The organism is Aurantimicrobium minutum (assembly GCF_002355535.1).
Lineage (GTDB): Bacteria > Actinomycetota > Actinomycetes > Actinomycetales > Microbacteriaceae > Aurantimicrobium > Aurantimicrobium minutum.
In genome coordinates this window covers 254,073-274,069 of the sequence record NZ_AP017457.1, presented here as the reverse complement: position 1 = coordinate 274,069, position 19,997 = coordinate 254,073, and the positions used below count along the sequence as shown (strand labels likewise).

The 19,997-nt window shown below is 53.6% G+C and carries 21 protein-coding genes, 1 tRNA gene and 1 other RNA gene; 10 read left to right on the top strand and 13 right to left on the bottom strand.

Annotation, left to right across the window (positions count from 1 at the left end; all coding sequences use genetic code 11):
• Nucleotides 1-115: 115 nt before the first annotated feature.
• Both AUMI_RS01400 and AUMI_RS01395 read right to left on the bottom strand, forming a co-directional pair.
• Nucleotides 116-448, bottom strand: a complete 333-nt coding sequence (locus tag AUMI_RS01400) for a DMT family transporter (protein WP_096380493.1) — start codon at nt 446-448, stop codon at nt 116-118.
• Nucleotides 449-457: 9 nt separating this feature from the next.
• Nucleotides 458-1,243: an IclR family transcriptional regulator gene (locus tag AUMI_RS01395; protein ID WP_096380491.1), complete on the bottom strand. Its 786-nt coding sequence runs from the start codon at nt 1,241-1,243 to the stop codon at nt 458-460.
• An 86-nt stretch (nt 1,244-1,329) separates the two neighbouring features.
• On the opposite strand from AUMI_RS01395, the gene hutH reads away from it, so the two are divergent.
• The 3 genes from hutH to hutI are packed head-to-tail and all read left to right on the top strand — an operon-like array spanning nt 1,330 to nt 5,789.
• The gene (gene hutH, locus AUMI_RS01390) at nt 1,330-2,874 is read left to right on the top strand and encodes a histidine ammonia-lyase (RefSeq protein WP_096380489.1); all 1,545 of its coding nucleotides are present in this window, start codon (nt 1,330-1,332) and stop codon (nt 2,872-2,874) included.
• Nucleotides 2,875-2,903: 29 nt separating this feature from the next.
• Nucleotides 2,904-4,562 carry a urocanate hydratase gene (gene hutU, locus AUMI_RS01385; RefSeq protein ID WP_096380487.1) on the top strand — a complete coding sequence of 553 codons (1,659 nt, stop codon included), beginning with the start codon at nt 2,904-2,906 and terminating at the stop codon, nt 4,560-4,562.
• Between the two features lie 21 nt (nt 4,563-4,583).
• Nucleotides 4,584-5,789, top strand: a complete 1,206-nt coding sequence (gene hutI, locus AUMI_RS01380) for an imidazolonepropionase (RefSeq protein ID WP_096380485.1) — start codon at nt 4,584-4,586, stop codon at nt 5,787-5,789.
• Here the strand turns inward: hutI and AUMI_RS01375 are convergent.
• From AUMI_RS01375 to AUMI_RS01365, 3 genes are read right to left on the bottom strand one after another with little or no spacing between them, the layout of a single operon-like run.
• Nucleotides 5,776-6,732 carry an arginase family protein gene (locus tag AUMI_RS01375; protein ID WP_096380483.1) on the bottom strand — a complete coding sequence of 319 codons (957 nt, stop codon included), beginning with the start codon at nt 6,730-6,732 and terminating at the stop codon, nt 5,776-5,778. The two genes, hutI and AUMI_RS01375, sit on opposite strands and share 14 nt — an antisense overlap.
• Entirely contained in the window at nt 6,725-7,078 is a 354-nt protein-coding gene (locus AUMI_RS01370; RefSeq protein WP_096380480.1) for an SdpI family protein, read from the bottom strand. The genes AUMI_RS01375 and AUMI_RS01370 overlap by 8 nt, the downstream gene beginning before the upstream one ends.
• A 26-nt stretch (nt 7,079-7,104) precedes the next feature.
• Nucleotides 7,105-8,487, bottom strand: a complete 1,383-nt coding sequence (locus AUMI_RS01365) for an MBL fold metallo-hydrolase (RefSeq protein ID WP_096380477.1) — start codon at nt 8,485-8,487, stop codon at nt 7,105-7,107.
• Nucleotides 8,488-8,561: 74 nt separating this feature from the next.
• Here AUMI_RS01365 and AUMI_RS01360 point away from each other — a divergent pair.
• Together AUMI_RS01360 and AUMI_RS01355 are read left to right on the top strand one after the other, a co-directional pair.
• A tRNA-Met gene (locus tag AUMI_RS01360) sits at nt 8,562-8,635 on the top strand.
• A 67-nt stretch (nt 8,636-8,702) separates the two neighbouring features.
• Nucleotides 8,703-9,602, top strand: coding sequence for an inositol monophosphatase family protein (locus tag AUMI_RS01355; protein WP_096380475.1), 900 nt, complete (start codon nt 8,703-8,705; stop codon nt 9,600-9,602).
• Here AUMI_RS01355 and AUMI_RS01350 read toward each other — a convergent pair.
• Nucleotides 9,591-10,499 (bottom strand): oxygenase MpaB family protein, encoded by a 909-nt coding sequence (locus AUMI_RS01350; RefSeq protein WP_096380473.1) that lies wholly within the window; start codon nt 10,497-10,499, stop codon nt 9,591-9,593. The two genes, AUMI_RS01355 and AUMI_RS01350, sit on opposite strands and share 12 nt — an antisense overlap.
• On the bottom strand, nt 10,496-11,092 hold the full coding sequence (locus tag AUMI_RS01345) for a flavin reductase family protein (RefSeq protein ID WP_231951779.1): 597 nt from the start codon (nt 11,090-11,092) through the stop codon (nt 10,496-10,498). Before AUMI_RS01345 ends, AUMI_RS01350 begins: the two co-directional genes overlap by 4 nt.
• 45 nt (nt 11,093-11,137) lie before the next feature.
• Here AUMI_RS01345 and AUMI_RS01340 point away from each other — a divergent pair, with 45 nt between their 5' ends.
• Entirely contained in the window at nt 11,138-11,620 is a 483-nt protein-coding gene (locus tag AUMI_RS01340; protein ID WP_096380471.1) for a glutathione peroxidase, read from the top strand.
• Nucleotides 11,621-11,690: 70 nt separating this feature from the next.
• On the opposite strand, the gene AUMI_RS01335 is transcribed toward AUMI_RS01340, so the two are convergent.
• On the bottom strand, nt 11,691-12,476 hold the full coding sequence (locus tag AUMI_RS01335; RefSeq protein WP_096380468.1) for a cupin domain-containing protein: 786 nt from the start codon (nt 12,474-12,476) through the stop codon (nt 11,691-11,693).
• A gap of 165 nt (nt 12,477-12,641) precedes the next feature.
• Between AUMI_RS01335 and AUMI_RS01330 the strand changes: the two genes are divergently transcribed.
• From AUMI_RS01330 to AUMI_RS01315, 4 genes are all read left to right on the top strand, one after another.
• Nucleotides 12,642-13,616 carry a glycosyltransferase family 2 protein gene (locus AUMI_RS01330; protein ID WP_096380466.1) on the top strand — a complete coding sequence of 325 codons (975 nt, stop codon included), beginning with the start codon at nt 12,642-12,644 and terminating at the stop codon, nt 13,614-13,616.
• On the top strand, nt 13,613-14,017 hold the full coding sequence (locus AUMI_RS01325) for a GtrA family protein (RefSeq protein WP_096380463.1): 405 nt from the start codon (nt 13,613-13,615) through the stop codon (nt 14,015-14,017). Before AUMI_RS01330 ends, AUMI_RS01325 begins: the two co-directional genes overlap by 4 nt.
• 30 nt (nt 14,018-14,047) lie before the next feature.
• Entirely contained in the window at nt 14,048-15,580 is a 1,533-nt protein-coding gene (locus AUMI_RS01320) for an ArnT family glycosyltransferase (RefSeq protein ID WP_096380462.1), read from the top strand.
• Nucleotides 15,581-15,659: 79 nt separating this feature from the next.
• A complete protein-coding gene (locus AUMI_RS01315; RefSeq protein WP_096380459.1) occupies nt 15,660-16,289 on the top strand; it encodes a YitT family protein in 630 nt (209 codons plus the stop codon).
• On the opposite strand, the gene AUMI_RS01310 is transcribed toward AUMI_RS01315, so the two are convergent.
• From AUMI_RS01310 to ftsE, 5 genes are all read right to left on the bottom strand, one after another.
• Nucleotides 16,286-16,816: a GNAT family N-acetyltransferase gene (locus AUMI_RS01310; RefSeq protein ID WP_096380457.1), complete on the bottom strand. Its 531-nt coding sequence runs from the start codon at nt 16,814-16,816 to the stop codon at nt 16,286-16,288. The genes AUMI_RS01315 and AUMI_RS01310 overlap by 4 nt on opposite strands.
• Before the next feature lie 77 nt (nt 16,817-16,893).
• Nucleotides 16,894-17,263: a transfer-messenger RNA gene (ssrA, locus tag AUMI_RS01305) on the bottom strand.
• Between the two features lie 131 nt (nt 17,264-17,394).
• Nucleotides 17,395-17,871, bottom strand: a complete 477-nt coding sequence (smpB, locus tag AUMI_RS01300) for an SsrA-binding protein SmpB (RefSeq protein WP_096380455.1) — start codon at nt 17,869-17,871, stop codon at nt 17,395-17,397.
• Between the two features lie 58 nt (nt 17,872-17,929).
• Entirely contained in the window at nt 17,930-18,844 is a 915-nt protein-coding gene (gene ftsX / locus AUMI_RS01295; protein ID WP_096380453.1) for a permease-like cell division protein FtsX, read from the bottom strand.
• Complete coding sequence (ftsE, locus tag AUMI_RS01290; protein ID WP_096380451.1) at nt 18,841-19,995, bottom strand: cell division ATP-binding protein FtsE; 1,155 nt, start codon at nt 19,993-19,995, stop codon at nt 18,841-18,843. The genes ftsX and ftsE overlap by 4 nt, the downstream gene beginning before the upstream one ends.
• Between the last annotated feature and the right edge of the window lie 2 nt (nt 19,996-19,997).

The following is a 19,997-nucleotide window of genomic DNA, read 5'->3' as shown; positions in this document are numbered from 1 at the left end:
TGTTGAAGGGCGACCGTCGGGGCTTTCGAGCCTGACCGGTCGAGGTCTGTATTAAGTGTGCGCCTGTTTTGCTGTCAGGTCAATGTGGGAGCGGGGCATGTCGCCCAGAGCGTAATTAGCTGTGCGAGCTTCCCATTTCCAACATGACCACTCCGACGATGATGAGTGCAAGTCCAATGAAACCCCAGACGTTGATGGTTTCCCTGAAGAGGAAGATTCCCATGATGGCAACAAGAGCAGTGCCACATCCTGCCCAGATACCGTATGCCACACCCATGCTGAGACCTTTTGAGAGCCCTAAACCCAGCGCAGTAAATGCGCCCAGGTATCCCACAATCACGAAAATGGTGGGCACAAGCTTGGTAAAGCCGTCACTCATTTTCAGTGAAATAGTCCCGATAACTTCACTGACGATGGCCACGGCTAGCAAAAGATACGCAACAACCATGTGTGTAGCTTAACTCGCTCCGTGAATACGGCGGCTCAGTTCCTGAGCTGTTGTCTTGATTTCGGGAAGGAGTTGTTCAACTCGCATCTGGAGATCTTCTTCGGTTGCGGAAACAGGAACGGGGTAGGTCACCGCAATAGCTGCTGCAGGCCAGCCGAGGTGGTCTTTGACCACCACACCAATGGAGGCAAGACCATCGGTGATTTCGCTGCGTTCAGTGGAATAGCCCTGTTGGGCCACCTGGGTCACCAGAGCTTTGAGTTCTCGATAGCTTTGCGGTCCTGCCAATCCCAGTTCTTCTCGTTGGGTAAAAACAACTGGATCTGAATAAAGTGCTCGTAATTGTGCTGGTGGTAAAGCCGAAAGCAAAGCACGGCCAGAGGCCGTGAGGTGTGCAGGTAGTCTCACTCCCACGTCTGTGATGAGTGAAGGGCGTCTGGCAGCTCGCTCTTCGACGACATAGAGAACATCGGTTCCGTGCAGAACAGCCAGGTGTGCAGACTCTCCAATGTGGTCGACCAGTTTGGCCAGCAGTGGTGCACCCAGTCGGGTCAAAGGTTGCTGCCTTGAGTAAGAGGAGGAGAGCTCAAAAGCTGCTGGCCCTAAACCATAACGGCGCTCTTCTGGGATGTGGAGTGCAAAGCCACGCTCGGTGAGCACGGTCAAGATTTGATACACCGATGACCGCGGTAAAGATAAAGCCGTCGCTATAGTTTGTGCGGGAACGGGTCCTCGCTGGTGGGCAAGGAACTCCAAAATACGCAGTGTCGAATCGGCTGCGGGAACTTTACTCACGACCCCAGTATGCCTTGTCTGTGATATCAGACACAAGGGGTGTTTTAGCCGTATTTATCGCAATCTTTTCAGTGTGAAATCAGTACATGAGTTCTGTAACTGTAGGTACTGGTGCCATTTCCATTGACGACGTCGTTGCTGTTGCGCGTTACGACGCACACATTGTGCTCGATGAAAAGGCACTCGAGGGGGTTGCACAATCTCGCGCCGTCATCGATGCATTGGCTTCAGACCCCAACCCGCACTATGGCATCTCCACCGGTTTTGGTGCCCTGGCAACTACCTTTATTGAGTCCGACCGCCGAGCACAACTCCAGGCTTCACTCGTGCGCTCTCATGCAGCAGGCTCTGGGGCGGAAGTTGAACGTGAAGTTATTCGCGCACTGATGCTTTTGCGCTTGTCGACCCTAATGACCGGCCGCACCGGTGTGCGCCCTATCGTTGCTCAAACGTATGCAGCCCTCATAAACGCCGGAATTACACCCGTGGTTCGCGAATACGGTTCCCTCGGCTGTTCGGGTGATCTTGCTCCACTGTCCCACTGTGCTTTAGCAACGATGGGCGAAGGTGACGTGCGCAACGCTGAGGGCATTCTGATGCCTGCATCCCAAGCGCTCTCAGAGGCAGGAATCACTCCCCTCAAGCTGGAAGAAAAAGAAGGCTTGGCCCTCATCAATGGCACGGATGGCATGCTCGGCATGCTGGCACTGGCCATTACAGATCTCAAGATGCTGATGACCGCTGTTGATATTTCTGCAGCGATGAGCATCGAAGGATTGATGGGAACCGACAAGGTCTTTGCTGCCGATTTGCACGCCCTGCGCCCCCAGGTAGGCCAGGGACAATCTGCGACCAACCTGCGCAACATCTTGGCTGACTCACCCATCGTGCACTCGCATGCAGGGCCTGAAGATGGTCGAGTGCAGGATGCCTATTCACTACGTTGTTCGCCCCAGGTTCACGGTGGAGCTCGGGACACTATCGCTCACGCAGAACTCGTAGCCAATAGAGAACTCGCCTCAGCAGTAGACAACCCCGTGCTGACAGTTGATGGCCGGGTGGAAAGCAATGGAAACTTCCACGGGGCACCGGTTGCCTATGTATTGGACTTCCTCGCCATCGTCGCCGCTGATGTTGCATCAATGAGTGAGCGCCGCACCGACCGCTTCCTCGATCGCTCACGCAATCAAGGATTGCCTCCCTTCCTCGCTCACGAAGTGGGTGTGGACTCAGGTCTGATGATTGCTCAATACACAGCTGCTGGTTTGGTTTCAGAAATGAAGAGGTTGGCAGTTCCCGCCTCGGCAGACTCCATCCCTTCAAGCGCCATGCAAGAAGACCACGTCTCAATGGGGTGGCATGCCGGACGCAAACTTCGTAAAGCAGTTGATGCACTATCACGCGTCATTGCCATTGAACTCATGACAGCCTCACGAGGTATTGACCTGCGTGCTCCGTTGCAACCCAGTCCCGTTACCGGCGCTGTCATCACAGAACTGCGTAAGAACGGTGTTGCTGGCCCCGGCGCAGACCGTTTCCTCTCCCCCGAGATTGAAACTGCTGCCGAGCTCACCCTTTCTGGCCGTGTCACCGCCGTAGCTCAGGCTGCCGCAACTACCCCACTGATCTAAGCACCATCAATAAGCCCAAGGAGACCCTCATGACCTCAGGACCACGCACCGTTCGTGCCGCACGCGGAAACACACTCACCGCCAAGAGCTGGCAGACCGAAGCGCCCATGCGCATGCTCATGAACAACCTTGACCCTGAGGTTGCTGAACACCCTGAAAAGCTTGTTGTGTATGGAGGTACCGGTAAAGCTGCCCGTACCTGGGAAGCCTATGACGCCATCGTGCGCACGCTCGAGACACTCGACTCTGATGAAACCCTCTTGGTTCAGTCCGGTAAGCCTGTGGGTGTATTCCGCACCAACGAGTGGGCTCCTCGTGTGCTCATTGCCAACTCCAACCTCGTGGGTGACTGGGCAAACTGGCCAGAATTTCGCCGCCTCGAGGCCGAAGGCCTCACCATGTACGGCCAGATGACCGCAGGTTCCTGGATCTACATCGGAACCCAAGGAATTCTGCAAGGAACCTACGAAACCTTCGGCGCTGTTGCACGCCAACACTTCGGTGGAACTCTCGCTGGAACTCTCACCCTGACTGGTGGCTGCGGTGGCATGGGTGGCGCACAGCCCCTGGCCGTCACCATGAACGATGGCGTTGTGCTCATCGTAGACGTGGACGCAACACGTCTCCAGCGTCGTGTCGAACACGGTTACCTCGATGAGATGACCCACGACCTCGACGACGCGATTGCTCGTGTGTTGGCAGCTAAGGAATCCAAGACTCCCTTGTCTGTGGGAATTGTTGGCAATGCAGCTGATGTCTTCACTGAGTTGCTAGAACGCAAAGTTCCAATCGACATCGTGACGGACCAAACTAGTGCACACGACCCCCTCTCGTACCTTCCTGAAGGTGTCTCTGTAGAGGAATGGCACAAGAAAGCAGAACAGGATGCTGCGTGGTTCACTGAGCACTCTCGTGCAGCAATGGCGAAGCAGGTCAAGGCCATGGTTGAGTTCCAGGATGCTGGTGCCATCGTCTTCGACTACGGAAACTCCATTCGTGCCGAAGCCAAGCTCGGTGGTTATGACCGCGCTTTTGACTTCCCCGGCTTCGTGCCCGCCTATATTCGCCCACTTTTCTGCGAGGGTAACGGACCGTTCCGCTGGGCTGCTCTCTCCGGCGACCCCGAAGACATTGCCAAGACCGACAAAGCCATCATGGAACTCTTCCCCGAGAATGAGCACCTCAAGCGATGGATCACCAAGGCAGGCGAAAAGGTTCACTTCGAGGGGCTACCTGCCCGCATCTGCTGGCTGGGTTACAAGGAACGCCACCTGGCAGGCCTGAAGTTCAACGAAATGGTCGCCTCTGGTGAGCTCTCGGCACCGATCGTGATTGGTCGTGACCACCTCGACTCAGGTTCGGTTGCTTCCCCCTACCGCGAAACCGAGGCCATGAAAGATGGTTCGGACGCCATCGCTGACTGGCCTTTGCTTAACGCCCTGCTCAACACAGCCTCCGGCGCTACCTGGGTTTCTTTACACCATGGTGGTGGTGTTGGTATTGGCCGCTCCATCCACTGTGGTCAGGTCACTGTTGCCGATGGAACCGAACTGGCGGCCCAGAAACTCGAACGCGTTCTCACCAATGACCCCGGTACTGGTGTGATGCGTCACGTCGATGCTGGTTACGAGCGTGCCGAAGAGGTCGCTCGTGAGCGCGGTCTGCGTGTTCCAATGTGGGAAAACTAACAGGTAAGTAAGCTCACCATCATGTCTCGTACGCTTTTTACCAACATCGGTTTGCTCGTGACGAACAATCCGAAAGAAGCGGCACGTGCCGGCGGAACGGACTCCCCCACCGGGGAGATCCCTGACGCCGCAATGATCGTTGACAACGGTGTTGTGGCCTGGGTCGGCAAGGCAGCGGATGCAGAAACCGGTGGCGGTTTCGACATTGACGCTGTGGTCAATGTGCATGGAAACACGCTCATTCCAGGGTTTGTCGATTCTCACTCTCACCTCGTTTTTGCCGGGGATCGCTCTGCAGAGTTTGCTGCACGCATGGAAGGAACACCATATGCCGCAGGCGGCATACGTTCAACCGTTGCGGCAACACGTGCTGCTTCCGAAGAAAGTTTGCGCGAGCACGTTGCCGCCTTGGTCAAAGAAATGCACTCTCAGGGCACCACGACTATCGAAATCAAGTCCGGATATGGACTAGACGTTGCAACTGAAGAACGATTGGTGCGCCTGGCCAGTGAAGTCACTGAGGAAGTGACCTTCTTAGGTGCACATGTTGTTCCTGCAGAGTTTGCCGACTCCCGTGATGAGTATGTTGAGCTCATCACCGGGGACATGCTTTCTGCGTGTGCGCCACATTCCAAGTGGATTGATGTCTTCTGCGAAAAAGGCGCTTTCACGGTGGAAGAAACCAGGCGTATCTTGACTGCCGGAATAGATGCCGGGCTCCAACCTCGTGTCCACGCGTCACAACTTGGCCCCGGTGAAGGTGTTGCCTTGGCAGTTGAGCTTGGTGCTGCCTCTGTAGATCACTGCACCTATCTCACCGAGGAAGATATCGCAGCCCTGGCAGGTTCCAGCACAGTTGCCACTTTACTTCCTGGTGTGGAGTTTTCAACCAAACAGCCTTACCCTTCGGGCCGTGCCCTCATCGATGCAGGGGTGACCGTTGCCCTGTCCACGGACTGTAACCCAGGTTCTAGTTTCACCTCCTCCATGCCGTTTTGTATTGCCGTTGCGGTGCGGGAAATGGGCATGAGCCCAGCAGAAGCCCTGTGGGCCTCCACTGCTGGAGGAGCACAGGCTCTGCGCCGCAATGATGTAGGCAGGCTCTCGGTAGGAATGCGCGCAGACATAGCCGAGATCAATGCACCCAGCTACATTCACCTTGCCTATCGTCCCGGTGTCCCCTTGATTGGCCGGGTCTGGAAAGACGGTGAACTTATCGCTGGCTAACGCCTGCGAGTGCTTCCAGTACACACAGTGCCGCGAGGCGAACAGTTCTGCCGTCTGGCGTATCCGTGGTGGCATCAATCTCGGTCAGATCGAGCGAGCGAACCTGAGGGTGAGCCGCAGCAATGCGGGCAACTTGCCGCAGTTCGTAGGCACTGATACCGCCGGGAACACTAGCTGGGCATGCCGGGGCAACAGATCTATCGCACACGTCCACATCCAGATCAACATGGACAGGGCCGCCTGCAGCACCGGCAATAGCGAGTGCCTCGCTCATAATCTCAGCGAGAGGTCGTCGGGCAAGTTCATCACGGTGAATCACCGTGATACCTAACTCGTGAGCCCTGCGAGCATAGGCAACTGAGTTTGCAAAGTCTTGAATGCCGATTTGCACAATGCGTTGAGGATTCAGGCCTGCCTCAATCAGCCTGCGCACGGGTGAGCCATTGCTCACCCCATCACGCAGGTCATAGTGGGCATCTAAAGTAATCAAACCTGCAGTCGAGAGGTCGCTCCCCCATGCCCCCAGCGCAGCAGCTACTGTGACAGAGTTATCGCCACCGAGAGCAATGACCAGCTCTGAGGCTTTGGCGGCATCCGCCATCACTGCAATAGTTCGTGCTTCACCTGCCGGAGAATCAGGCTCGGAAACATTGCCAAAATCTGCCACGGTGAGCTCATCCAGATTCACAATGTCTGGATTATTGCGCACACCCTTCTCAGGCAGGCGGCGATCCTGCATGAGTGCAGGAGAGTAACGAAACAGTGCAGAACGAATCGCATCTGGAGTTTCGTGAGCATTAGTTGCGCTCAATGAAGTTTGTGAAGCGGGAACACCGACTAAGGAAACATCAATCCGAGTTCCCGCGGGCAATTCAGAAGGCGCTGGCCATCCGCCAGCTCGGGGCCAGAGGGCATCGTGTGACAAGCCGGAAGGTTTAGTCATTGTCGGCAGCTTTCGCGGCTTTCTGGCCTTGAACACCGGCAAAAATCACACCCACCAGCAATGCTCCCAGTGCAACCTGGACGAGATACGTCTGAAATTGCGTGGGCAAGAAAAGGGCAACAATCATCAAGGTTGCATTGGCCAAAGCGGTATCCCGCATGATGGGGTACGCCACCACGTGAGCAGCCAACCATGTTTTTTCATTCTTACGGGTAGCTTTTGTTCGGATACCCGCCCACGCGTTGGGCCCTACTTTGCCCGATGCGGCTCGAGCAACCACAACATAAAGAATCACATCCGCCACTAGCGAGAGCGCAACGACGAGGTACAGAGTGCCGGAATCCATAGCTCTAGGCTACTTTGTCTTCACCTTTATTGCGGGTTCGAAAGGTCGATGGTTTCGCCATGTTCGGGTGCCCGAACATTCCATTTCAACTCGGACGCAATCCGAAAACGCATGCGGTCAGCCGCATCCATTTCACCGTGGGTGACATAGGTCATTTTGGGTGCGCGTGGGGCAGTGTGCATCCATTGCACAAGCTCATCCGCGTCTGCGTGGCCTGACATGCTCTCAAGCTGAATCACCTGCGCGCGAATAGGCACATCTCGACCGTGAATTCTTAGTGAGGTTGCTCCTCCAGCTAAGAGAGCCCCTCGGGTTCCCCCTGCCTGATAGCCAGAGATAAGTATGAGGTTGTTGGGATCATCCCCAAAAGCAACCAGGTGATGAAGCACTCGACCACCGGTCATCATGCCGGAGGCAGCAATGATGATCATGGGGCCGTGACGTTCATTGAGCTTCTTCGATTCTTCAACGGTGCCGACCATATGGGCGACGTCATAGACGGCTTCAAATTCGTCAGCAGGAATCGTGTGCTCATCTTGATGCTTGTGATACATCCGTGTTGCACTCGCCGCCATGGGGCTGTTGACATAGATAGGTACGCTAGGAATCTCGCCACGATCCATCAAACGCCAGATATGAAGCATCAGTCCCTGAGTTCTTCCCACGGCAAAGGCGGGAATGACAACGACACCGCCACGATCAAGCGTGGGCTTGAGTGCAGGGCCAAGTTCTTTCTCGGGATCGATATTGGGGTGACTGCGATTGCCGTACGTGGATTCAGTAATGAGAATGTCTGCACCCTCAAAAGCTCGAGGAGGTTTCATCAGCGGGTCATGCTGCCGTCCCATATCTCCCGTGAAGTGCAGGCTGGTTCCAGCAACCTCGATGTGCAATTGGGATGCACCCAAGATATGGCCGGCGGGAAGGAAAGTGGCCTTCACACCTGGGACAACCTCGAGCACTTCATCAAACTCTGCAGTCCGGAACTGCGACAGGGCTTGTTCCACATCTTGCACCGTATAGAGGGGCTTGGGTGGGTTGTGCTTGGAAAACCCCTTCCGCGCAGCATGGTTAGCCTCTTCCTCCAAGAGGTGGGCACTGTCTGGAAGCAAAATGGAACACAGCTCTGCAGTTCCTGTCGTGGCGATGATGTTGCCGCGGAAACCATCACGCACGAGCGCGGGAACATATCCTGAATGGTCCAAGTGTGCATGGGTGAGCAAGACCGCATCAATAGTGTCAGGCGGCACTGGGAAGGGCTCGCGGTTGCGTTCGCGTAAAGACTTGTATCCCTGAAACAGGCCACAATCAACCAGAATGCGTTTGCCACCGGTTTCAATCAGGTACTTACTTCCCGTAACCGTCTCAGTTCCCCCGAGAAAGCGCAGTGTGTGTTCAGGCTTTGTCATACCTTTCACACTACGCCTGTGATGTTGACCGTGGTCTGTGGACCTTCCGGACCGTGGTAAAGTTGATTTACCGACGCGGGGTGGAGCAGCTCGGTAGCTCGCTGGGCTCATAACCCAGAGGTCGCAGGTTCAAATCCTGTCCCCGCAACAAAAAGAGAAAGCCCTTCCTTCACCGGAAGGGCTTTCTTATTTTTCAAGCCGGGTATCGTGGAAGCGTGACCAGAAGCCACTACACCCTCAATGAAGACCTCCAGCTCGCATTGCAACTAGCTGATGCCGCTGATGAGATTTCTCGCGCACGCTATCTCGCCCTCGATCTCGAGGTGACGACTAAGCCAGATAAGACTCCTGTCACTGATGCAGATCGCGCTGTTGAGCAAGCCATTATCGACATTCTTGCTCGCGAGCGCGGCTCGGACTACATGCTGGGTGAAGAGTTTGGTGAACAAGAAGGAACCGTTTCTGAACACCCCACTGCAACGGCAGATCATCCTCACCGCCAGTGGATCATTGACCCTATAGATGGCACGTCGAACTTTTTACGCGGTGTTCCTGTCTGGGCAACTCTGATTGCCCTTGCCATAGATGGCGAACCTGTGCTGGGCGTGGTGAGCGCACCAGCTTTGGGCAAACGATGGTGGGGCTCAAAGGGTAATGGTGCGTGGGTTGATGAATCTCACGACCCCCTGGCAAACATTCCCCTCCCCGATGATCTTGCGAATGTTCTCGAGCAACCCATGGTTGCCGTGGCAGAACCTCGCCGTCTCGAAGTTTCCGGAGTATCTAAGCTCGCTGATGCCAGCATCAGCTACAACTCGTTGCAGCAATGGGACCAGGCAGGCTACCTGGATGAGCTCGTTGGGCTCAGCCGGAAAGTGTGGCGCACACGTGCCTACGGTGACATGTGGTCTTACATGATGGTTGCCGAGGGCATCTTGGATGTGGCGGGAGAGTTTGATCTCAAGCCCTATGACATGGCTGCCTTGATGCCGATCGTGACTGAAGCAGGTGGAACTTTCACGTCTATCGACGGCCACGCGGATGTGTGGCACGGGAGTGCTCTTGCTACCAATGGTGCTCTTCACGCTGCCGTGCTTGCTGAACTAGCTCGCTAGTTTTCCTTCAGCTTCCAAACGGGCAATTCGGGTACGAGCTGCATCCTCTGAGGTTGAGGAGGGCCCTAAGAGGGACCTCAGCATTTTCAGAATGACTCCGGTGAGCCAGGATGCTGGCCACCAGGGTTTCTTCAGGCCCAAAATCTGTCGATATTCGTCAGGGATGCTTTCCACTGCCCCAGCAAACATGATGCGATAAAAAGGCATCATGCTGCGACGCAGTGGTGGCTTACGCAAGAAAGCAATTGTTTCCTCAACGCGTTCGTCATGCTTGAGTACACCATCGGTGTTGAACTTGTGCAATGCGGCAATGAGTTCTTTCTCCGAGCGCGGTGGATTTGCTACGCCAACGAGCTCTCCTGCGATGGACCATTCAGAAACATACTGGTCAGCACCACCCGGGATAGGGTCTCCCCATGCTTGGTGACAGCCCAAGAAGGCGTCCGTAAACACCACATGCACCCAATACAACAGCTCTGGATCTCCAGCGGAGTAAGTGCGCTCTATTCCCTGCGCATCGATATAGGTGCCCTTCACACGATCGTGGAACTTAGCCACCCGGGAAGATTCGTGTTCAGCGAGCTGAGTGTCGCCAAAGGTGACCGTGATGAGCCACTGAATTGTCCCAGCCAGACGCCCCAAGGGGTCTTCTTTGTAACGTGACCAGTCGTGAACTCCAGCCATGGCGCCCGGGTGCAATGTTTGCATCAGCAGGGCCCGGATACCGGCAACCATGGTAGGCATGCCACCGTGCACTGCCCACGATGCTGATCCTGGGCCAAAGAAACCGACATTGTCGCCCTCTTCGATGTTCTTCACCCAATAGGGCGTGCCCTGCGTATCCCCGGAGAAAGTTTCCAGTAGATGCGAACGGATACTTTCGCTAAACCGACTCATGCCTCGAGCTTCGAATTGCTGTCGAGTTTGTGCCAAGTGCGGTTGTGGTAGACCAGAGGGTGAGCAGAGCTGGCGTCCAGTTCTGCACTTCCTGCTTCTGGGGTTTTCGCTTCAAGAGCTTCAATCAAAAACACGGTGGAATTTCCCGCCTTGAGTTTATTGACTGTCCGGCCTCGAATCCACGCATGAGCTTCGGAATAGACGGTTTCACCGGTAGGAAGCTTTTCCAAGGGAATGTCTTCTGGGAAGCGATTGGCCCCGCTGGTTGCTGCCAGTTTGGCCAGGTGGAGTTGATCCGCTCCAAGGAGATGAACCACGACAGTCTTTGCTTCGGTGATGGTTGGTGTTGCAGAAGATTGCGCTGAGGCAGAGAAGACCAACAGGGGTGGTTCTGCACTGACGGAAAACACACTGGTGACAGTCATCGCCACGGGCCCGTTGCCCGCATCAGCGGTCACGATAGCAACACCAGCTGGGTGGTTGCGGAAAGCAAGCTTGAACTCATCAGCAGAGAGCACCTCAACATCATGGGGTGGGTCAATAATGCCGTCGTGAATTATCGGCAAGTTCTCTGAGGGCATACTGTGAGTCATAGTTTCTCCATTGTTTCACTGTTCACACAGAGCTAGCCTGTGAATATGAGCCTCAACGACATAGCCTTGACCACTCTTGATGGAAAACCCACAACGTTCGGAGCTTATTCCGACAAAGTTGTTTTGGTGGTGAACGTAGCTTCCCGCTGTGGACTTTCACCCCAATACCAGCAGCTCGAGGAACTTCAAGAGAAGTATGGTTCTCGCGGTTTCACCGTGCTGGGAGTGCCTTCTAACCAGTTTTTGCAAGAGCTCAAGACGAGCGATGACATCGCCGAATACTGCTCCACCACCTGGGGTGTGACCTTCCCCATGACTGAGAAGGTCAGTGTCAACGGACGCAAACGCCACCCGCTATATGTTGAGCTGGTCAAAGCCAAGGACGCATCAGGTAAGGCTGGACCGGTGATGTGGAACTTTGAAAAGTTCCTTGTTCTTCCTTCAGGCGAGATTAAGCGCTTCCGCCCCACGACCAAACCAGATGATCCTGCCATCATCGCGGCCATCGAAGCTGCTCTACCGCAGTAAAGAAAACCTTTTCTCAACACGTGAGCCCCCGAGCATTGCTCGGGGGCTCACTAATGTTACGGGCGAAGAATTACATCTTCTCCGCTTCAGGGTCTTTCACGCCTTCTTCGACAATGCCCTGGGCAAGAAGTGCCAAACGACGCTCTTCGAGACGACGTTCGAACTCCTTCTGGCCAGCAGCAATGAAGTCTGCATCCAGTGGGTAGTTCTCAACTCGAGGCTTACCGTGGTACTTGGAGACGTAAGCGTCAAGTTCTGGACCAGATTCCCATGAGGTGATCAGGCAGTAACGTGGCTCGTCACCCTGGTGCCATACGGCATGCCAGAAGCGCTGAGTGTCTACAATCAGCTGGGCACCTGCAGGAAGAGGAATACGAATCTCGGTCGAAGGGTCCATACGGTCTTCGCGCAAAATCATCATCGAGTCTGGGTTGTCAGAGAGGTTGAAGAATCCACGAACAATCCAGCCGGTTCCGTCTGGGTTGAGACGGTTGTTGTCGTCCTGGTGCATGTTGTACAGGGCGTCAGAGTACTTGTTGGGCTGCAGCTCAATCACGCGGCAACGGCCAACGTTAGCTCCGGGCTCCTGCGCACGCTTGGTGAGGATAGGCGCCTTCGCTACCTGGGAATCAATCCACACACCGTCTTTATCGGTGCGGGGAGGGGTGTGGTTCCAGAAACCATTGCACTCAATTTCACCAAAGGCAGAAGCCAGTGGAGCGAAACGAGTAACACCGGAGGACTTCCAATCGACATACTCAATGTCGAGCCATTCCTTCGGGTCAGCGGCCTGGTCATAGCTGTCGAGAACGACATAACCAGTTTCTTCGAATGCCTTGAGGCGGTTGTATCCCATGAGGTGGGTCCCTTTCGTAACGAGCGCACACGTTTTTATACGCTCAACTACGCCCAAAGTACCACTTGGAAAGCCGTGAAATGTAGCCCCACACCGGCGTATTTTTAGCGAAATGAGGCCCCGGGCTTCACGAGCGAAGAAGGTGACCTCCGGTAACCTTGGCTTATGCCTCCGAAGAAGAAACCAGTTGTCACCATCCTGGTTCCCATGTACAACGAGGAACTGGTTCTTCCACTTCTTTTCGACGAGCTCAACAGGGTAACCGGCGGCATCAAAGACTGTGATTTCGTTTACCTTTTTGTTGATGACGGATCCAAAGATGCCTCCGTCAGCATCGTGAAAAACTACGCCTCACAGGATTCCCGTGTTCGCTATCTCGCCCTGAGTAGAAACTTCGGTAAGGAAAAGGCTCTGCTGGCAGGATTTGACCATGTCGACTCTGATGCCGTGATCGTCATCGATGCCGACCTACAGGATCCTCCAGAACTCATCCCTGAAATGATCGCGCTGTGGAAACAGGGCTACCAAGACGTCTATGCCAAACGCATAAACCGTCGTGGCGAGACGTGGCTAAAAAAGGTCACCTCGACCATGTACTACCGCCTACTTCAAACAACGACGCGCATTGAGATCCAGCCCAATACCGGTGACTTCCGCCTGCTTGACCGAGCGTGCATCGATGCTCTCAAGCAATTTAGGGAAACTGAACGGAACACCAAAGCGCTCTTCTCCTGGATTGGTTTCCGCAAATACGCCATCGAATACGACCGCGCTCCGCGAGCTGCGGGAAAAACTAAGTTCAACTATTTCCGCTTGTTCAACCTTGCTATTGACGGACTTACCTCCTTCACGACCACACCATTACGTGTGGCAGGCGTGCTCGGATTCTTGGTCTCACTGATTGCATTTATTTACTTGCTGCAAGTGATTATCAAAAACATCATCTACGGCCCTGATGTGTCGGGTTACCCCTCGACTATGGCAACCATCCTGTTCTTAGGTGGTGTTCAACTGATGTCTTTGGGAATCATTGGCGAATACATTGGCAAGATTTTCAACGAAACCAAGAACCGTCCCACCTACCTAGTGGGAGAGAACAACCTGAACACTGATCCTTCTCGCGGTTCGCGTAAAAAGTGAAGAAGTCCACAAAACCGCTGAGGTTTATTCTCGTTGGCATAGCCAACACGGCAATTGATTTCATCGTTCTCCTCAGCTTGACTACGTTTGGCTTGCCTCTGGTGGTGGCCAACTTTATCTCCACTAGCGTTGCCCTCACATTTAGCTTCTTCGCCAACCGAAACTTCACCTTCGGTTCCACCGGCAAAAAGCGTTCCCAGGCCGTGCGCTTCTTACTCGTCACCTTGGTGGGGTTGTGGGTTTTACAACCCATCGTGTTGGTTCTGGCTGTACCCGTTTTGGAAGGCATGCTCTCTCGCGAAGCGAGCATCGTGGTGGCCAAATTGATTGCCACCGTCGTTTCGATGGTCTGGAATTACCTTCTCTATGATTCGCTTGTCTTTAGAAAGTCTCAGCGTTAGCGCTGGCTCCCTTAGGAATGTAAGGACCTCGTGAGCATCTCAACTCCCAACTGGACAACATCTAAGTTTGTTGAGTTTTTTACGCGCTCTCCTCTGCGTTTTTGGATCACACTCATCATTGTTTTTGCCTTAGGGCGCCTAGCTACCTGGGGCTACCCCTTCGATAGTGACCACTGGATTTTCTACTACGTCGGACACAACTGGATAGTTGATGGTGGGCAACTTTATGTTGATGCGTGGGATCACAAACCACCGCTGATTTTCCTCTACAACGGCGTCATGGCAGCCCTCTTGGGCGACAACATCGTTCTGCACCGCATCTGGTTCACACTTTTTGCCATAGTGGACACAGTGCTGTTCTACTTCGTCACCAAACGCTTTATGCCACAGCTACTGGCAACTATTCGCTCCACCGTTGATCCCCAACGTGCTATCCAGCTCACCCTGTTGCTCTATGTCTTCATTCGCAACCTGTCACAGTTTGCCTCGAATGGGAACACCACCGAAAACCTCGGCCTAATTTTCCTTCTGGCCATGATCCTGTGTTACCTCAAGTTCTCAGACAACCGCTCCTGGGGTTGGATTGCGCTCGCCGGTTTCTTTGCCGCAAACCTGTTCTGGGTCAAAGGCAACCTCATTTTGCTTGGCGGAGTAGTTGGGCTACTTCTCCTCATTCATGGTTGGAAGAAACCACACCTGGTGTGGCATGTCATTGCCTTCATCGCGCCAATCCTCGTCGTGTCAGCGCTCTGGCTGGGATACTTTGCTGCCCAAGGAACCTTCCAAGACTTCATGGTGGCGTCCTTCTCCTTCTCGGCGAAATACGCTTCAAGTGCCTGGGCTGGAAAAGTCAGCGCCAACATTCTGCTGATTGTGATTACCGCAGCAATGCTCGTGCCCGCACTGATTTTCTTTGCGGTGTTTTTACGAGATGTCAAAACCCAGTACCGAACACAGGCATACCAAGTAACCGTACTGTCCATGCTGGTCGGCCTGGCTTTAATTGCAGCGGTTGGCTCGTTCTATAGCTACTACCTCCTCATCATCATGCCCTTCATCACCATCGTGATGATGTACGGATTATTTAGAATGACCTCGTTCAAGAAGGTCACCAAAGTCCTTCTGACCCTGATATTCATTGGCACGATTGTGGTCAATGGCCTGATTTCTTTGCGTTTCTTGGTCAACAACTACACCGGTGTGACAAAGCAGGAAGCCATTGAATACACTGAGGCAGCTCAGTATGTATACGAGCACACACAGCCAGGTGACAAAGTCTTTGCCTATGACTACGGTGCGACCTTCTACGAATTAGCGGGCCGTCAATCGGCCAGCAGATTCATTTCTGCAAGCCATCTCCTGCTTGATTACCGCGACAACTTTGGGTTCGGCTTCAACGACATTTTCCTCGCAGAGCTGGAAGAAAATCAGCCTCCCTACATTGTTCTGAATGACCGCTCTACAGACCTGTATTTCACGAACGAACCTGTGGCGAATTACATCACCGAAAACTACGAACCGGTGAAGAAGTTTGGTCAGATTGAAGTTCTGCAGCGAAAGTAAACAGAGACAATCTGGTCCTTCGGATACTTCCTGAAGTGAGCGAATAGTAAGAGCAAAAACGCTGTGTTGAAATTGACGTGTGCACAACACATCTGTTGATGACTCCCGCACCACAAATGCCCAGAGTCACTCACTTTTAGACGATATTGTCGGCATTTCTGCCTCCGCCCTCCTCGCCTCCGTCGGGGTATTCCTCATGGACAGTGGCCACGTTGTTACAGGCGGTATCGCGGGTCTGGCCCTACTCATCAGCTATGCCACACCTCTGTCGTTTAGTGTGGTGTGGATTTTAGCCAGCATCCCTTTTCTTCCCTTAGCTGTCTGGAAAAAGGGATGGAACTTCACGTTGCGCAGTCTCGTCGCAATTGTCTTAGTTTCACTGTTTACTCAACTCACAGCAATGAACTTAGGCCCCCTGGATATTGATCCGCTATTCGGTGCAGTTGTCGGCAACGTAGTGGCCAGTATTGGTGTGTTGGGACTATTCCGTCACCGCTCATCCTTGGGCGGCTTCAACGTTGTGGCCCTCATCGCTCAGGAGCAATATGGTTGGCGTGCAGGGTATGTTCAGTTGGTCATTGATCTAGCCATTGTGGCAGGTGCCTTCTTTGTCGCCTCGCCTGTGATTGTGCTCTACTCGGCTGTGGGAGCATTTGTGTTCAACTTCATCCTCGCGCTGAACCACCGTGAAGGGCGCTATAACGGCTAGCTATCGCTGGGGTTGCCTGGCGTGGGAAGCGTGAGCTGATAAAACGCCAAATCTAACCAACGACCAAACTTGTATCCCACTTCAGGAAGGGTTCCCACGTGCACAAACCCTAGTTGGGTGTGCAGGTGAATGCTAGCCGTGTTCGAAGCGTCAATGCCTCCGAGCATGACGTGGAATTCCAGCTTTGTCGCGGCATCAATGAGCAGCTCCAAGAGTTGTTTACCGAAGCCTTGCCCACGAAAGTCTTTGTGAACGTACACCGAGTGTTCCACAGTGTATTTATTGGCGGGGAACGGCCGGAAGCTTCCCAAACTGCCAAAGCCCATCAGCACACCCTCGTCATTGATCAAACCGATGACGGGATAGTTACCTACCCTTTTCGCCTCAAACCAGGTAACCATGTTTGCCTGTGTGCGCGGTTCATAATCGAACAGGGCAGTTGAGTTCACAATTGCATCATTGAGAATCTCACGAATTGCCTCACCGTGTTCTTCTAACGTGCACTGAACAACCTGCGGTGAAGACATAGCCCTATTGAAACAGAAAAAGCCCTGCACTGCAGGGCTTCTTCACTACTCACAGCGCATGATGTGACATTCACAAGTGGTGGAGATGGGGGGAATTGAACCCCCGTCCACTGCTGGGATTGTGAGTCTTCTACGGGTGTAGCTGATTAGAGGCGTTCTACTTGGCTCCGACCTTTGTTACCAGCATCTAAGTCGACGAGCCCAGTCTGAGTAAGAGTCCCACAGTGCCCTCAGGCATAACACTGCAGCTAGTTCCCTAGATGACGCCAGAGCACGGATCGGGATCTAGTCCGGTCTGACGGACTTCAGGCTCGCTTAGGCAGCGAGGGCGAAGTCGGCGCGCTTAGATTTGGCACCTATATTTTGCACAGAGCGTTTACGAGATAACTGTGCATCCTCGACCCGCTTCTCTCTCGCTCGCAGGCAATGTCGAATCCGATCATCCCCATGAGAGTGCGTTGTCACATCATGCGCTGTTGAGTTGTGAAAACGAGTCAAGCTCGCTCTGGCGCGTATTTATTGCGCAGTTGAAGTGTACAACGCGCACCTGACAATAATTATTCCCGTGAGCTGTGAGTTTACTCGCCCAAGTGTTTGCGTGCAGAGATAGCTCGGTCTGCTTCGCGCTTGTCTTGGCGTTCGCGCAGGGCCTGGCGCTTGTCGTATTCCTTTTTACCCTTAGCCAGGGCAAGTTCAACTTTTGCCCGACCATCGTTGAAATAGAGCGATAAGGGAATGAGGGTGTAACCGCCCTCCTTCACTTTGTTAGCGAGCTTGGTGATCTCCTGCTTGTGCATCAGCAGCTTACGCTTACGCCTGGGTGTGTGGTTGTTCCAGGTTCCCTGGTGATATTCAGGGATGTGCACGGCATCAAGCCACGCTTCCCCATTTTCAATAAAGGCGTAACCATCTGTCAGCGATGCCCGGCCTTGGCGCAGAGACTTTACTTCTGTCCCCCACAACACCAAGCCGCACTCATAGGTGTCAATGATGTTGTAGTCGTGGCGAGCCTTACGGTTGGTGGCAACAACCTTTTGACCTTTTTCTTTCGGCATTGCACACCTCCTTCAAGCTTCATGCGCAAAGTCCTAGTTTACGCGCCCCATGCTGGGTCTAAATCTTGAGGTATCGCGTGATAGCGAAGTTGGCTGAGATCGCTGCCAGCAGTGATCCCACGACCACCAAGATTGGCACGACAAAGAATGCCTCGCTCAGTCCCACAAAGGAGGTCAGTGGGATGTTGACTGCCAGGTAACCCTGTACGAAGAAATGAACGAGAGCAATGATTGCGCCACCGGCCATAATCGACCCCACCAATGCAGCAAACACACCTTCCAAAATGAACGGGGTTTGAATAAAGCGGTTGGAGGCACCCACTAGACGCATAATGCCCAGTTCACGACGCCGCGAGAAAGCAGAAAGACGAATAGTTGTTGCGATCAGAAGCACAGCTGCGATCAGCATCAACCCAGCAACACCAATGGCGGTGTAGCTCGCAGAGTTGAGAATGGAGAAAATCTGATCCAGGTAACTGCGTTGATCTGTGACAGCTTCTACGCCCTTTTGTGCCGATAACGCCTCAACAAGGACTGCAGATTGCGAAGGGTCTTTGAGGTTTACCCAAAAGGTTTCGTTGAGCTGTTCCGGAGTGACATATTCAGCAACAGGGTTGTCTTTGAACTGTTCTTGGAAGTTCGCGTAAGCCTGTTCGTGATCTTCGAAGTAGTACTTGTCAATAAATGGGGACAACGTTTCTGAAGAGAGAGTTTCTTCTACTGCTTGGACTTCAGCTTCAGTAGCTGCCCCATCAATACAGTTCTCGCCGGCTGAGACTTCAGTACAGAGGTACACAGCAACCTGTGCTTTGTCGTACCAATAGTTCTTCATCTGGCCAATCTGCATCTGCATCAGGATTGCTGTACCAACAAAGGTCAGCGAAATAAAGGTCACCAAAATAACCGAAACAACCATGGAGAAGTTCCGGCGGAGACCATTAGCAACCTCTGCCCAGACCAGTGCAAACCTCATCGAACAGGCCCCACATTCTGGTCATCATTGCCAGATTTCTTTGCACGTTGTTGCGCCTGAATACGCAAACGCTCTGTCAGCGGCAAAGCATTGAGATCAACACCAGGCTTCGTTAGTGATTCTGTTTGCTCCGTTGCCGGAGTATCGGCAAACGCAGGAGGGTCAAGACGAGGAACAGGGCGCGAATCATTCATGCCAAAGAGTTCGTTCAAATCACCCAAGTCATCAATCTCACCGGTGTCATAGGCGCTAGGGATCTCAGGAACAGCATCCATGGTGATTTCATCGACCGGATCAAATACTGGAGTGGGAACAACAATGTCAGTTGTCTCAATAATTTGAGGCTGTTGCGACTCAGTGATGATACCTTGTGGACGCGTCGTTGCCGCCATCGCAGCTGCGGCAGCAGCTGTGTGATCGCCAGTGGAGTTGATGGTGGCGTCAGCGCCCACAATGGGAAGGGCTGCCGTGTTTCCATAGCCAGATTCACGCTCATCACGAACAATCTGACCAGCAACAAGTTCAATCACGCGTTTTTGCATGCGGTCAACGAAGTCTGCCGCGTGCGTCGCCATCACAATGGTGGTTCCACCAGCATTAATGCGCTCCAACAGAGCCATAATTCCTGCACTGGTGGCAGGGTCAAGGTTACCTGTTGGCTCATCAGCTAGAAGAAGTGCGGGTTTGTTCACAATGGCGCGCGCAATCGCTACGCGCTGCTGCTCACCACCAGAAAGTTCGTGAGGGTAACGCTGAGCTTTACCGGCGAGACCAACCATTTTAAGAACGTCGGGAACAGCCTCTTGAATGAAACCTCGAGACTTACCAATCACCTGCAAGGTGAATGCGACGTTGTCAAAAACTGTCTTGTTGGGAAGCAGACGGAAGTCCTGAAAAACCACGCCCAAGTTTCGGCGGAAATAGGGAACCTTGCGACTGGAAATCGACCCAAGGTCCTGACCGAGAACGTGGATAGATCCTGCATTGGGCTTGTCTTCTTTAATCATCAAACGCAGGCAGGAAGACTTACCTGAACCTGAGGCACCAACGAGGAAGACAAACTCGCCACGCTGAATCTCGAAATCAACCCCGTTGAGGGCAGGACGAGAAGAACCTGCGTATTTCTTGGTGACCGAATTAAAACGAATCATGA

Bases quoted from the DNA above. Each gene is read 5' to 3' on its own strand.
- AUMI_RS01400 (WP_096380493.1), bottom strand. From the start codon at position 448: ATGGTTGTTGCGTATCTTTTGCTAGCCGTGGCCATCGTCAGTGAAGTT.
- hutH (WP_096380489.1), top strand. From the start codon at position 1,330: ATGAGTTCTGTAACTGTAGGTACTGGTGCCATTTCCATTGACGACGTC.
- hutU (WP_096380487.1), top strand. From the start codon at position 2,904: ATGACCTCAGGACCACGCACCGTTCGTGCCGCACGCGGAAACACACTC.
- hutI (WP_096380485.1), top strand. From the start codon at position 4,584: ATGTCTCGTACGCTTTTTACCAACATCGGTTTGCTCGTGACGAACAAT.
- AUMI_RS01375 (WP_096380483.1), bottom strand. From the start codon at position 6,732: ATGACTAAACCTTCCGGCTTGTCACACGATGCCCTCTGGCCCCGAGCT.
- AUMI_RS01370 (WP_096380480.1), bottom strand. From the start codon at position 7,078: ATGGATTCCGGCACTCTGTACCTCGTCGTTGCGCTCTCGCTAGTGGCG.
- AUMI_RS01365 (WP_096380477.1), bottom strand. From the start codon at position 8,487: ATGACAAAGCCTGAACACACACTGCGCTTTCTCGGGGGAACTGAGACG.
- AUMI_RS01350 (WP_096380473.1), bottom strand. From the start codon at position 10,499: ATGAGTCGGTTTAGCGAAAGTATCCGTTCGCATCTACTGGAAACTTTC.
- AUMI_RS01345 (WP_231951779.1), bottom strand. From the start codon at position 11,092: ATGACTCACAGTATGCCCTCAGAGAACTTGCCGATAATTCACGACGGC.
- AUMI_RS01340 (WP_096380471.1), top strand. From the start codon at position 11,138: ATGAGCCTCAACGACATAGCCTTGACCACTCTTGATGGAAAACCCACA.
- AUMI_RS01335 (WP_096380468.1), bottom strand. From the start codon at position 12,476: ATGGGATACAACCGCCTCAAGGCATTCGAAGAAACTGGTTATGTCGTT.
- AUMI_RS01330 (WP_096380466.1), top strand. From the start codon at position 12,642: ATGCCTCCGAAGAAGAAACCAGTTGTCACCATCCTGGTTCCCATGTAC.
- AUMI_RS01310 (WP_096380457.1), bottom strand. From the start codon at position 16,816: ATGTCTTCACCGCAGGTTGTTCAGTGCACGTTAGAAGAACACGGTGAG.
- smpB (WP_096380455.1), bottom strand. From the start codon at position 17,871: ATGCCGAAAGAAAAAGGTCAAAAGGTTGTTGCCACCAACCGTAAGGCT.
- ftsX (WP_096380453.1), bottom strand. From the start codon at position 18,844: ATGAGGTTTGCACTGGTCTGGGCAGAGGTTGCTAATGGTCTCCGCCGG.
- ftsE (WP_096380451.1), bottom strand. From the start codon at position 19,995: ATGATTCGTTTTAATTCGGTCACCAAGAAATACGCAGGTTCTTCTCGT.